This is a genomic window from Microcoleus sp. CAWBG58 (assembly GCF_020883045.1).
Taxonomy (GTDB): domain Bacteria; phylum Cyanobacteriota; class Cyanobacteriia; order Cyanobacteriales; family Microcoleaceae; genus Microcoleus.
Genome location: NZ_JAHRFA010000069.1, coordinates 27508 through 39781 on the forward strand (window position 1 = coordinate 27508; position 12274 = coordinate 39781).

A 12274-nucleotide genomic window follows, 5' to 3' on the forward strand; every position below is an offset into this window, starting at 1 on the left:
ATCAGGTAATAAAATGGTAGTAGCAGCACCTGTTCAATCCGGCAGTCAGTCAATTTTTCAAGCTCGTTACGACAACTTTATTGGCGGCAAGTGGGTAGCACCGGTGAAGGGGAAATACTCGGAAAACCTTTCTCCAATTACCGGAAAATCAATTTGTCAAATTCCCCGATCGAGCGCAGAGGATGTAGAATTGGCACTGGATGCCGCCCACGCCGCGAAAGACAAATGGGGTAAGACTTCTCCCGCAGACAGGGCGCGGGTGTTGCACAAGATTGCCGATCGCATCGAAGAAAACCTCGATCGCCTCGCCATCGCCGAAACCTGGGACAACGGTAAACCAATTCGCGAAACCAGACTAGCAGACATCCCGCTGGCGATCGACCATTTCCGCTACTTCGCAAGCTGCATTCGGGCCCAAGAAGGGTCGATCGGCGAACTCGACGAAAACACCGTCGCCTACCACTTCCACGAACCCCTAGGCGTCATCGGACAAATCATCCCCTGGAACTTCCCAATCCTCATGGCTGCGTGGAAACTCGCCCCAGCCCTCGCCGCCGGAAACTGCGTTGTCCTAAAACCAGCAGGGCCAACTCCCGCATCCATCCTCGTATTGATGGAAATCATCGCCGACTTAGTACCGGATGGCGTCATCAACGTCGTCAACGGCCCCGGTGCCGAAATTGGCAAAACCCTCGCCACCAGCCCCCGAATTGCCAAAGTAGCCTTCACCGGTGAAACAACCACGGGCCGGCTGATCATGCAGTACGCCTCCCAAAACGTCATCCCCGTCACCCTAGAATTAGGCGGAAAATCGCCCAACATTTTCTTTGAGGATGTCTGCGCCCAAGATGACGATTTTCTGGATAAAGCAGTGGAAGGCTTTGTGATGTTTGCTTTCAACCAAGGCGAAGTTTGCACTTGTCCCTCGCGGGCGTTAATTCAAGAATCGATTTACGATCGATTCATGGAAAAGGCGATCGATCGCATCCGGCAAATCAAACAAGACAACCCCCTAGATCCAACAACCGCCCTGGGCGCCCAAGTCTCAGTCAACCAGATGGAAAAAATCGCCGAATACGTCAAAATCGGGCGTGAAGAAGGCGCAGAATGCCTGATTGGCGGCGAAAGAAAAATCTTATCCGGCGACTTACAAGACGGCTATTATTTCCACCCGACAGTCTTCAAAGGAAACAACAAAATGCGAATTTTCCAAGAAGAAATCTTCGGCCCGGTATTAGCAGTCACCACCTTCAAAGACGAAGCCGAAGCCTTAGAAATTGCCAACGATACCCTCTACGGTTTAGGCGCCGGAGTTTGGACGCGCGACATCAACACCGCCTACCGCATGGGCCGCGCCATTCAAGCAGGTCGCGTGTGGACAAACTGCTATCATTTGTATCCCGCCCACGCAGCCTTCGGCGGCTACAAATCATCAGGTATCGGTCGCGAAAACCACAAAATGATGTTGGATCACTACCAACAAACCAAGAACTTATTAGTCAGCTACAGCCCGAAAGCATTAGGCTTCTTCTAAAAAGGTACGTAGTTGCGCTTCAGCGCTCTTAGATTATCTAAACAAGAGCGCCAAATCGAAAAAACCAAACCAATAACTTCTTCTAAAAAGGTACGTAGTTGCGCTTGAGCGCTCTTAGATTATCTAAACAAGAGCGCTCGATCGAAAAAACCAAACCAAAAACTTCTTCCAAAAAGGTACGTAGTTGCGCTTCAGCGCTCTTAGATTATCTAAACAAGAGCGCTCGATCGAAAAAACCAAACCAAAAACTTCTTCCAAAAAGGTACGTAGTTGCGCTTCAGCGCTCTTAGATTATCCAAAAAAAAGAGTGCTCAATCGCAACAACCAAACCAATAACTTCTTCTAAAAAGGTACGTAGTTGCGCTTCAGCGCTCTTAGATATACAAACAAGAGTGCTAAAGCGCAACTACGTACTTAATTACCATACAATAACTTCTCCCATGGAAACAATCCCCAAAGTCACAGCCACAGAAGCCGCCTTAAAACTAATAGAATACCTCAAAACCCAGCACGGAGAATTGATGTTTCACCAATCGGGCGGCTGCTGCGATGGTAGTTCTCCCATGTGCTATCCCAACGGGGAATTAATCGTCGGCGATGGCGATGTATTGCTGGGAAAACTAGACGGTTGTCCCTTTTATATTGCAGCACAGCAATACGAACATTGGCAGCACACGCAGTTAATCCTAGACGTAGTACAGGGGCCCGGAGGCAGCGATTTTTCCCTGGAAGGGCCGGAGGGAGAGCGTTTTATTACTCGTTCTCGCTTGTTTGTGAATGCTAGTTAACTCTGTTTAGCCTCTTGTTTGGACTAAAAAAAATTAATTTAAAATGAACCGCACCAGCGCCAGAGAACGCAGAGAAAGAGTACAGAGATAGATTTTATTGATGTTGACAATCTCGGCATTTTTTGCTAGATATACTTGGTTTATGGCAAGCGCGTTTCCTCAATAAAGGAAAGCCCATCAAAAATGCCGTTTTTAAAGGCTTGAGTGCTGCGAACTCGCTGCTTTTCGCTGAGTAATGTCATTGTTTCCATAAAGGTAATAAGGACGTTATCTTCAGTTTTATTTGCCCGAAAGCATACTGTTTCCTGACCTGCATCCCAGGCGATCGCCGAAAAATCCGCATAACTGCTAGAATGCAGTTTTAAAATCCGTTCTTCAAACTCTCCGTCAAAATTAAGCTGAAGGCGAGAACCGTCTGAGAATTCATAATTATTAACTTGTTGGTAGTGACTTCCTTGAATCCAGATGGTAAAATTACCGAAGAAGCTGCGAGAAAAATGTCCGCGAGTATCGGTTTTGATATATTCTCCTTGCCAAGTACCAATATGACGGGTAAAAATTTCAGGTACTTTCTCCAAATCGGGAGAACTCACAGGGGTGACTGTATCTTCACGAATTACAGGATTGTTACTCATTATTTCCTCTCCAGTTTTTCTCGACACCTGATTTGCGTAAGAATGTAAGACTGATATCATGTCGGGTCAATTACAATAACAATAAAAGTTCGTAGTGCGGACTTTAGTCCGCAGCTTTTTGCGGACTGAAGTCCGCACTACAAACCCATTTTATTGCGATCGATCGACCGGACATGATATGACGTATAAATCTAGTTGATTTCATCATTAAACCACCCAGAGTTTGTTGATCTGTACAGCATTTAATTAAATTGTATATTTCAATTCCATCTCTCCCTCTCCCCCTCTCTCCCCCTCTCCCCCTCTCTATCCCTTAACGACGGCCAACTTTCTGACTAATTTCTCGGCTGCTGCGTTGATATTCGTGGACAATTGGGAGTCTTTCAGTTTGGAAGTTTTCCAAGGCTTCGGGAATATTCGCACTATTTGCGAGATGTTTTGCTAAATACAAACCATCTTCCCAACCGGAAGTCATTCCTCTGGCGCGTGTGGAACTTTTGGCGTGGGCTGCATCTCCAATTAAGATAACACGACCATCGTAGATTTTCGGCAGGGGGTCAATGTCATAGGAAAAACGACAGACAATATTTTCTAGAGGCGTTGATTCTATAATTTTTCTGGCATCTTCTGGGAGTTTTGCTAGTTCTTCGGGAGGAATGGTAATATTGGTAGGTTGCAGTTTCCCGATTTCAGATTCAGTGCGCTCTTTTTCAATAAAGAAACCCCAATGAGTGCGACCTCCACCGATGTGAAAGAAGTTGGCATAAATTCCCCTACCCCGTACATAAACAAAAAAGTTTCCTTCGGGACAGAAGCTGTTATCTTCGACTATTCCCCGCCAGACGACATCGCCTAAATAAAATAGTTCTACGTTAGGAACTATAAATTGACGGACTTTTGAGACAATGCCATCGGCACCAATTAATAGATCGCCTTCCCATTTTGTGCCATCTTTAAAGTGGGCGATCGCACTGTGGTCGGTTTGGGCGATCGATGCCAATTCTGCATTAAAATGAATGCACTCGGGGGGTAACTCGTCAAGGATTGCTTCTAATATAGCTTTGCGGTGTACCAGCATTGCTGGGACTTCGCTTTCTTCGTAGGTGACGTGCTCGGAATTGATGACGCCGCCGCGCAGGTTGCGAAACTCAAATAATTTAACTCGATCGCCCGCATTGATAATTTTTTCAGTAATTTGAGCGTTGCCTTGATGCAGTGCTTCCATACCTGCTTGCACGATCAGAATACCACAGCCATCGGTGCGGGGATAGGGTGCTTTTTCAAACAAGTCAACTTTAAACCCTTGTTGAATCAGCAGAGTTGCCAGATAAGCTCCTGATGTTCCTGCGCCGATAATACCTATTCTGGTTTGGGACGGAACCATTTGTGCTTCTCCTGAGTTTAAGATTGCGATCGCTCCTCAACCAATATTATTATTACATAAAATCAGATTTGGGCTAGGTGCAGATGCGCGATCGTCTTCGAGGGTTCCGCTAACGAGCTTTTGGTGATAGCTACAGGTTTCAAGCAGCCACTAAAATCAGTACCCGAAGTGAGACAGGATTAATAATTAAGATCGTGTCAGATCTAACGACCATATTGGTTTGTAGTGAGGACTTTAGTCCTTCTTTTCCTCAGACTAAAGTCATTACTACAAACCGTTACAGATTGCTGTCAACCGACCGGACATAATATAATGGGTGAGTTGAAAATTATCGCACTCACAACTTAAGGCTGGTTTAAGCTTTAGGAGTGGTAATTAAAGCCAATTCAATTTTGTCATCAGGCTTTTGAGTAACTTTTGCGTCCAAACCTGGGCCAAAAAATTTAGCTATTTTTTCTTGCTTTTCTTCCCAAAGTTCGATCGACAGCAGCGGCGAATAAAACTCTAGAATTAACGCATAAGCACCGTCAATATCAACTTCCCGCAAGCTTTGGAGGAGGGGGCGTTCCTCGTCTGTCGGGGCCATTCCCAAGCGTTCCAGAGCGTCATCTAAGTGGGCGGGTTGGCCGTAACGAAATCGGGTGATATCTTTGCGGACTTGGTTTTGAGTATCCGTAGCCTGACTTTCTCTCAACAGGAGAACTTCAGGAGAAGTCGGTTCGGTAAACTCCACTGGTTCGAGTTCGGCTGCTTTCAAGGCCAAACCTCCCAGCAACAGGGGAATTCCATAAAAAAAACCGGCTAGGTTGAGGGTAGCTTGGTCGGTGAAGTAGGCATAGAACCCGACTACTGCTAAAATACCGCCCACCACTAAGGCTAGGCTTGCTAAAGAAATTTTACGTAACATATTAGTGAGGTAAGTAGCTGGAATCAACAATATACTTTAATTATTATCGGGCAAGAAGTCTGGATAAATTTAGTTTTTTTGCCAAAATACCGTTCAAAACTGCTAGCATCTATGGGAGCGGGTTTTCTGTGCATCCACAATCTTGTCTGTAGCTTCAAAAAAATATCCCGCTTGGACTCGTCGCGACGCCACCGATAAAATCCGGTTAATTGGGCGCGGTTGGTTCCAGAAGGTAATCGAGATCGGCAGTATCATCAAAGTATAGAGAGCGGCGATCGCGATCGACGCTCTCTATACTTTCAACTAATTTTAGGACGCCAGGAACTCCGAGGCTCAAGCCACGCTCGCTTGTAAGAAATTGCAAGCTGTTCTCATCGGACACCTTGTAAAAGGAGACGTTATTTAGGTCAGGAGACGGGCGAATGCGACGCTAGTTTTGGGCTCTGTCATCTGCAATTAAACAGTGTTGCAGGTCTAAAAAGCCTTGATAACCAGGTTGAAGCGAACATTACCCCCCTAAGGGAGGCTCCTGCCGGAACGAACATGATGCGATTGCGAGTTGTAAGATTTTGAGATGGTAATTGTCAAGCTCGAAAGTACAGTACAAGAGGACTAACTAAACCCTTACAACTCGCCCGGTGGTAATGGACAGATTCAAGGCGGTTGCAACCGCCGTGTCGTTTTTCTCTCAAGGCTAAAGCCACTCTCGTTTCCCACTTACCGAGTTTTTTTTATGATTAAAGACGAAGACAAACAGACTGCGGTCGCCAATAAGTCTGTTCTCGACCAGATTAACTCGCTCAAACGCGAAGATGAAAGGCTTTATAATATTTTAGCGATCGATGTCTGGGCTCTAGCCAAGACAATGGATGAATATCAACCTGGATTTTGGGCTGCTTTCATGAAAAACCGCGAAAAGGCCCTGAAGCGATTTTTAGCTGAAATGATGAAAAACAAAGCCGCAGATAGCAAACGTCCGCCTTTTCTGCGCTGAAGTTTTGATGTACAATCAAACTATAACACAGACTGAAAAAACCAGATCGCGCTCATCACTTCTATATAAAAATAGTAAAGGATTGGCGCCGAAAGGCACGTCGGTGAATTAAGAATTCTCGTCTGTTCGCAGGGGGGAAAGTCAAATATTTTTGTTAATACTAGCCAAGGCAAAAAACAATGGATGTACAGACAATCAAAGAGCGCGTAGCAGAAATCGAAGTCAAGCGGGAATCCCTCGTGCGGCTGTTAGATCGATCGGACTTGGGAGCCCTGAGAATAGATGTCAGTCAGGCGATCGAGGAAATTGACGATTTGTTAGAAGAATTTAAGCGCACTTTTGACAGTTGACAGTTGTTAGTTGACAGTTGACAGTTGTTAGTTGACAGTTGACAGTTGTGATTAGTAACGGACGTGTCAATTATTGACTAAATACGGTAAGAAACCGGGTTTCTACGAGTTTTGGGTTGAGTAACGATAAATCTCAGAAGAAACCCGGTTTCTGAACTCGGCGCGGGTAGGTAAGAAACCGGGTTTCTACGAGTTTTGGGTTGAGTAACGATAAATCTCGGAAGAAACCCGGTTTCTGAACTCGGTGCGGGTGGCTAAGAAACCGGGTTTCTACGAGTTTTGGGTTCAGTAACGATAAATCTCGGAAGAAACCCGGTTTCTGAACTCGGCGCGCGCATCCTACCATACTTGTCAACAGACTAATTCATCGCCATATCCATCAAAATCTGTTGAGAGCTCACTTCCGGGTTATTAGCAGGCGGGCGTCGCTGAGAATAGTGTCCCCCAGGCTGCAAATCCCAAGCTTGACGGTTGTCCGCCAGCATCACACCCAGAATTTCTTGCAATTCCATTACTATAGTCGGATCTTCCACTTGGACGATCGCCTCAACCCGCCTGCTAAGATTGCGCTGCATCCAGTCAGCAGAACCAATATACACCTCTTCGCTGCCACGGTTGAAAAAATAAAACATCCGCGAATGCTCTAAAAAGCGGCCGATAATACTGATAACTCTGATATTGTCGCTAACACCCTCAACGCCCGGACGCAAACAGCAAATCCCGCGAATAATCAAATCAATTTTAACTCCCGCTTGCGAAGCTTCGTACAAAGCAACAATAATTTGAGGGTCAACTAAAGCATTCATTTTAGCGACAATCCGGCCGCAGCTACCAGTGCCGCTTTCCGCATTCAAGCGGCATTCGTCGGCCTCGCGGCGGATTAATGCTAAAAAACGATCGCGCATATTGACAGGCGCCACCAACAATTTACGATAAGATAGCTGCCGCGAATAACCGGTTAAATAATTAAACAAGTCTGTCAAATCCGCACCCAAATCCTCGCGACAACTCAACAAACCGACATCCGTATACAATCCTGCTGTTTTGGGATTGTAATTTCCCGTGCCGATGTGGACGTAGCGGCGAATGCAACCGTCCTCGCGGCGGACTACCATCACAACTTTGGTGTGGGTTTTGAGTCCCACCAAACCGTAAACGACGTGGACTCCCGCTTGTTCTAACTTGCGCGCCCAATTAATGTTATTTTCTTCATCAAACCGGGCTTTGAGCTCTACTAAAACAGCTACTTGCTTGCCGTTTTCCGCTGCTTGAATTAAGGCACTGACGATCGGCGAATCACCAGAAGTGCGGTATAAAGTCATCTTAATCGCTAACACCGAGCGATCGTTCGCCGCCTCAGTAATAAACCGCTGCACAGTCGCTGCAAACGAGTGATAGGGATGGTGTAGCATGATATCCCCTCGACGGATGGCCGTAAAAATATCCTCACCATCCTCAACATCCAACATCGATTTGCCTAAAATCATTGGCGATTCCGAATTCCGCAAGCGTGGCGGCACCACCGGAGTCCAAGGCGGGTCTTTGAGTTCCGGCACAGGCAGCCCCACAAAAGACATCAAATCCTTGAGGCCTAGCAGCCCCTCCACGGCGTAAACATCCTGCTCGCCGAGTTCCAACTCATCCATCAGCATATCTCGCAGCGCAAGCGGCATAATCGCTGGAATTTCCATCCGTACCGCAGAACCTGTAAACCGGCGCTTGCGGAGTTCCTGTTCAATCGCCAGCAGCAAATCATCTGCTTCATCTTCCTCGACAGTCAAATCGGAATTGCGAGTAATCCGAAACGGGTGATATTCCTGAATATCCATCCCCGGAAACAAAGCCTCTAAATTGTGGGCGATTACCTGTTCTAAAGGTACCCCCGTCCACACAGGAGTTTTGCCCCTTTGCTGCCACTGCAAATCTGCCGGTAAGGGCAAAAATCTCGGCAAAACCTGGGGTACTTTAACCCGTGCAAACAATTCCTCGCGGGTGTCGGGATCTCTAACAACTACTGCTAAATTGAGGCTGAGATTGGAGAGGAATGGGAATGGGTGACTGGGGTCAACTGCTAGGGGAGTGAGTACGGGAAATACTTGTTCTTTGAAGTAACGGTGCAAGTAATTTCGTTGTTCTTGATTGAGGTCAATGTAGTCAAGAATGTGGATGCCGCTTGCTGCTAATTTGGGTCGCAGAGTTTGGTCAAAATAGGCGTGTTGCTGAGTCACCATCGGCAAAAGCCGCTTGTTGATAGCATCTAGCTGTTGTTGGGGCGTGCTGCCGTCGGAGGTCAATTTGCTGACTTTGGCTTCTACTTGCTGTCTGAGGGCTGCTACGCGCACCATGAAGTATTCGTCTAGGTTTGAGCTAAAAATAGCGAGAAATTTCAGTCTTTCGAGGAGGGGCGTGCGGGGGTCTAGGGCTTCGTGGAGCACGCGGTTGTTGAATTCTAACCAGCTTTGTTCTCGGTTGAAGTAGTATTGAGGGTCGCTGAGGTTGATTTCGGTGTAGGTTTTGGCTGGGGTCTTTTTTGGCTTGGACATGGTTTGCGGGGGTCTTGCGGGGAGGCTCGATCGTATCTTTACCATTAGTATCGCAGTAGTATTGGGGTAGCGGCGCAGTAGCGGGTGATTGAAATCGCGTTTAGACAGAGTAGGGGGCGATTGAAATCGGGCCGACACGAGACTTTACCCGACGGGAACGGGTTGGAAGGGCGATCGAGCTTTATGATTGATGATAGAATCTTGGCGTTGCTGAACTAGAGTATGATAACACGATCGTCGGAGCGTCAAAAATCACACACATTTAAAAAAAATATTATGCAATGCCCGGAATGTCAGTCAACCCATATCAATAAAAATTGTCACAAAAAAGGCAAGCATAATTATATTTGCGTTAGATGTAAAAGACAATTTATAAATGATTATCAGTTTCAAAAAGGATACTCGGAAGAAGTGAAACGCGAATGTCTAAAAATGTATGTTAATGGCATGGGTTTTCGAGCCATTGAAAGAGTCAAGAATGTGCATCATACTACAATTATTAATTGGGTAAAACAAGCTGGAGAAATCTTGCCAGATTGTTACACTCCAGAAAATACTCCCGGGAGCATCCCGCTTTTTAACTAAGCATAACTACTCATTTTAATCTCATTATTTAAATACGCACATCTGAGTCAGGGCTATTTCATTCTAGTTGAGTAGCTGATATGATAATAAACTATCTCCGTCATTCACAGGATCTGTTATGTCTCAAATTGCCATAGTCGAAGCCTTTGCAGACCTACCCGATACCCGTCGAAGAGCAGGGCAACGCCATCATCAAGCACTGTGTTTAGCCTTGTTTACCTTAGGTGTGGCTGCCGGAAATCGTGGATTTCTAGCGATTGGAGATTGGTTAAAAGCCCCGGAGCGAGCAATTAGTAACTTTATTTCAACCGCCTGCGGGGCGCTTACCCTCATACAGTACGATTCGGCGGACATTACTGCGGTTAGAGTATCAGACTTATTCTGGTTGTTTATCGAGGTTTTTTGGGATTCAACCTTTGAGAGGAGAAACGATTGCACTGGATAGGAAAGTATTACGTGGGTCCTATGAATGTCCCACTGACGACCCAACGGTCGATTCCCATCCAGCAATTATGCTGGTAACTGCCTACATTGTGGAACGTGGGTTGATTCTCGAACCCTATGAGGTAGATTCAAAAACGAATGAAATCACGGCAATCCCTGCTTTTATTGAGCAGATGGCACTCCCCGCGGTGTTGTGTTCGCCGGGGGATGCCATCAGCACCCAAAAAAAACTGCTCAGACCATAATTGATAGTAGCAATCATTACCTGGGCGCACTCAAAGGCAATCAATCTGGATTATTGACCGCAGTATCCGCCACATTTCAACCGCAAGAAACGTCATTCCAGATTAATAAAGGGCATGGATGGTAGGATTGAAAAACGTACCGTCAGCATCAGTCAAGACTTGACGGGAATTCCTGATTTTCCGGGACTAAAAACCTTAATTAGAGTTGAATCCGAACGCCATGTCTATCGAGCGAACATCATTGAATTCTCTACCGAAACTCGCTACTACGTCACCTCATTAACTGAAACAGCCGCTTGCCTTGCTCAAAGAATTCGAGGCTATTGGGGAGTCGAAAACAAAGTCCATTATGTCCGTGATGTCACCCGGCGTAGAAGATGCTTGTCGCATTCGCACCGTTGGACTCGTTCAGTCTTGGGCAATCGCACGAAACTTTGCTCTTAATTTGTATCGCGATCGTGGCTTTCAAAACATGGCTCAAGCTCAACGTCTCGCTGGCTTTAGTTGTAGCATACTCAAAGATATATTTAGAATGAAATAGCCCTGAGGTTATGGTAATTTATCTGCTTTCTATTATGCCATCAACTTGGCAAGGCAATTATCTCAGTATTTATACTCATTGCAAAACTGGGATGCTCCCAATACTCCCTCCGTTGGAGAATTAGATGAATTACAACCCACATTCCGCAGATATTCGATCGGATTTAATTTTCAAAAAATTCATAATTTTTAAAACCTCAAATGGTTGCATAGCAATCGTTTGAGGTTTTTTTGAGGTATAATAATTTGTGGAAGTAAAGCAACCCTTAAAACCATGAAAAAGCCCTCTGAAGCTATAAATATCGTAAATTTAGACCCTGCAGGGAATAGTAGCAGGGATCATAGATGAAATGGAATTGGTAGAATTCGTCAACAGAATAGTGGGAATAAGAATTAAAGAAACGCTCAGCCCAGGACAAGTGATGAAAGCAATGATTTTGAACGGATTGGGGTTTTTGAGTGCTCCAATCTACCTATTTGACAGATTTTTTGTAGGAAAAGCAACAGAACATTTAATTGGAGAAGGAGTGACGCCAGAACAATTAAATGATGACAGAATAGGGAGAGCATTAGACAAATATCATGGGTGCATCTCACTTTGGCGAAGGTGTCAAAAAAGAGTTAAAATGAAAAAGCTAGTAAAATCCTCAAATAAAGATGAGGCAAATAAAATGACACCATCAGACCAACAAAAGCTAAAAAGCCACTTAAACGCGGTAGCAGAAATTCTTTACAGAAATACAGATCCAACCGAGTTAAAAAGTTTTGAAAGTATAGAAAAATCAGTCCGTCAGAAAATGTTAGAAGAAGTTGGTCCAGAACTAGGTAGCTTTTTTTTCAGCAGTATCAGGAATTCAAACAGGAAAGCCCCGAAAAATAAAATCAATAATCGGCTCTCTCGATATTATACCAATTCACTATGAAGTTGCACTTAATGTAGCTTCAAGGATATAGTCCCAGCCACAGAGCATTGCTGACAAGTTAAGACCTAGTTCCATTTGTCAATCAGTAATATTACTCAAAAAACTGCTGGTTGAGCTGTCGAAATTCGCATCTGATGGGGTGAATGGACATCAATATGACGCTACGGCTCGATCGTAAGTTAGCCAAAATCTCAGTTTTTCACCCAAAATCCGAGTTAATTTTGAGCATAATTACTGATTGACAAATCTATCTCTAGCTTAACTTGTCAGCAATGGCCACAGAGTGATAAAACTACCTCGTTCGTGAGAGATTTAATGATTGTATTTACCTGTTCTTTGAGTTTATCTAAACTGGGATAATTTTCCCATTTGAGGTCTTTTTTTGTATGCTCCCATAATCTT

General features: G+C 45.2%; 12 protein-coding genes and 3 pseudogenes. 10 read left to right on the forward strand and 5 right to left on the reverse strand.

The features are described from left to right. Window positions 1–13 precede the first annotated feature (13 nt). Both exaC and QZ918_RS24930 read left to right on the forward strand, forming a co-directional pair. Window positions 14–1534 (forward strand): acetaldehyde dehydrogenase ExaC, encoded by a 1521-nt coding sequence (gene exaC, locus QZ918_RS24925; RefSeq protein WP_293339612.1) that lies wholly within the window; start codon window positions 14–16, stop codon window positions 1532–1534. Window positions 1535–1974: 440 nt separating this feature from the next. Next, a complete protein-coding gene (locus QZ918_RS24930) occupies window positions 1975–2322 on the forward strand; it encodes a DUF779 domain-containing protein (protein WP_293339614.1) in 348 nt (115 codons plus the stop codon). Window positions 2323–2462: 140 nt separating this feature from the next. On the opposite strand, the gene QZ918_RS24935 is transcribed toward QZ918_RS24930, so the two are convergent. From QZ918_RS24935 to QZ918_RS24950, 4 genes are all read right to left on the reverse strand, one after another. After that, window positions 2463–2957: a hypothetical protein gene (locus tag QZ918_RS24935; protein WP_293339617.1), complete on the reverse strand. Its 495-nt coding sequence runs from the start codon at window positions 2955–2957 to the stop codon at window positions 2463–2465. Between the two features lie 313 nt (window positions 2958–3270). Further along, window positions 3271–4341, reverse strand: coding sequence for an FAD-dependent monooxygenase (locus QZ918_RS24940; protein ID WP_293339620.1), 1071 nt, complete (start codon window positions 4339–4341; stop codon window positions 3271–3273). A gap of 355 nt (window positions 4342–4696) precedes the next feature. Beyond that, the gene (locus QZ918_RS24945) at window positions 4697–5248 is read right to left on the reverse strand and encodes a DUF2854 domain-containing protein (protein ID WP_293339623.1); all 552 of its coding nucleotides are present in this window, start codon (window positions 5246–5248) and stop codon (window positions 4697–4699) included. Between the two features lie 205 nt (window positions 5249–5453). Then, on the reverse strand, window positions 5454–5612 hold the full coding sequence (locus QZ918_RS24950; protein WP_293339626.1) for a hypothetical protein: 159 nt from the start codon (window positions 5610–5612) through the stop codon (window positions 5454–5456). A 369-nt stretch (window positions 5613–5981) separates the two neighbouring features. Between QZ918_RS24950 and QZ918_RS24955 the strand changes: the two genes are divergently transcribed. Continuing rightward, window positions 5982–6242 carry a hypothetical protein gene (locus QZ918_RS24955; protein ID WP_293149372.1) on the forward strand — a complete coding sequence of 87 codons (261 nt, stop codon included), beginning with the start codon at window positions 5982–5984 and terminating at the stop codon, window positions 6240–6242. A gap of 179 nt (window positions 6243–6421) precedes the next feature. Beyond that, window positions 6422–6592, forward strand: a complete 171-nt coding sequence (locus QZ918_RS24960; RefSeq protein WP_293149374.1) for a hypothetical protein — start codon at window positions 6422–6424, stop codon at window positions 6590–6592. A gap of 359 nt (window positions 6593–6951) precedes the next feature. Here the strand turns inward: QZ918_RS24960 and ppk1 are convergent, their stop codons facing one another. Next, window positions 6952–9135 carry a polyphosphate kinase 1 gene (ppk1, locus tag QZ918_RS24965; protein WP_293149376.1) on the reverse strand — a complete coding sequence of 728 codons (2184 nt, stop codon included), beginning with the start codon at window positions 9133–9135 and terminating at the stop codon, window positions 6952–6954. Between the two features lie 276 nt (window positions 9136–9411). Between ppk1 and QZ918_RS24970 the strand changes: the two are divergent. The 6 genes and pseudogenes from QZ918_RS24970 to QZ918_RS24995 all read left to right on the forward strand — a co-directional run. Then, a pseudogene (locus tag QZ918_RS24970) lies at window positions 9412–9696 on the forward strand (IS1/IS1595 family N-terminal zinc-binding domain-containing protein); the annotation flags it as partial. A 142-nt stretch (window positions 9697–9838) separates the two neighbouring features. Beyond that, on the forward strand, window positions 9839–10165 hold the full coding sequence (locus QZ918_RS24975) for a transposase family protein (protein ID WP_293339629.1): 327 nt from the start codon (window positions 9839–9841) through the stop codon (window positions 10163–10165). 67 nt (window positions 10166–10232) lie between these two features. Continuing rightward, on the forward strand, window positions 10233–10409 hold the full coding sequence (locus QZ918_RS24980; protein WP_293339632.1) for a hypothetical protein: 177 nt from the start codon (window positions 10233–10235) through the stop codon (window positions 10407–10409). 114 nt (window positions 10410–10523) lie between these two features. Further along, the gene (locus tag QZ918_RS24985; RefSeq protein ID WP_293339635.1) at window positions 10524–10853 is read left to right on the forward strand and encodes a hypothetical protein; all 330 of its coding nucleotides are present in this window, start codon (window positions 10524–10526) and stop codon (window positions 10851–10853) included. A gap of 370 nt (window positions 10854–11223) precedes the next feature. Continuing rightward, a pseudogene (locus tag QZ918_RS24990) lies at window positions 11224–11533 on the forward strand (DUF4277 domain-containing protein); the annotation flags it as partial. A gap of 87 nt (window positions 11534–11620) precedes the next feature. Next, window positions 11621–11855: pseudogene (locus tag QZ918_RS24995) on the forward strand (ISKra4 family transposase); the annotation flags it as partial. Window positions 11856–12274: the final 419 nt, after the last annotated feature.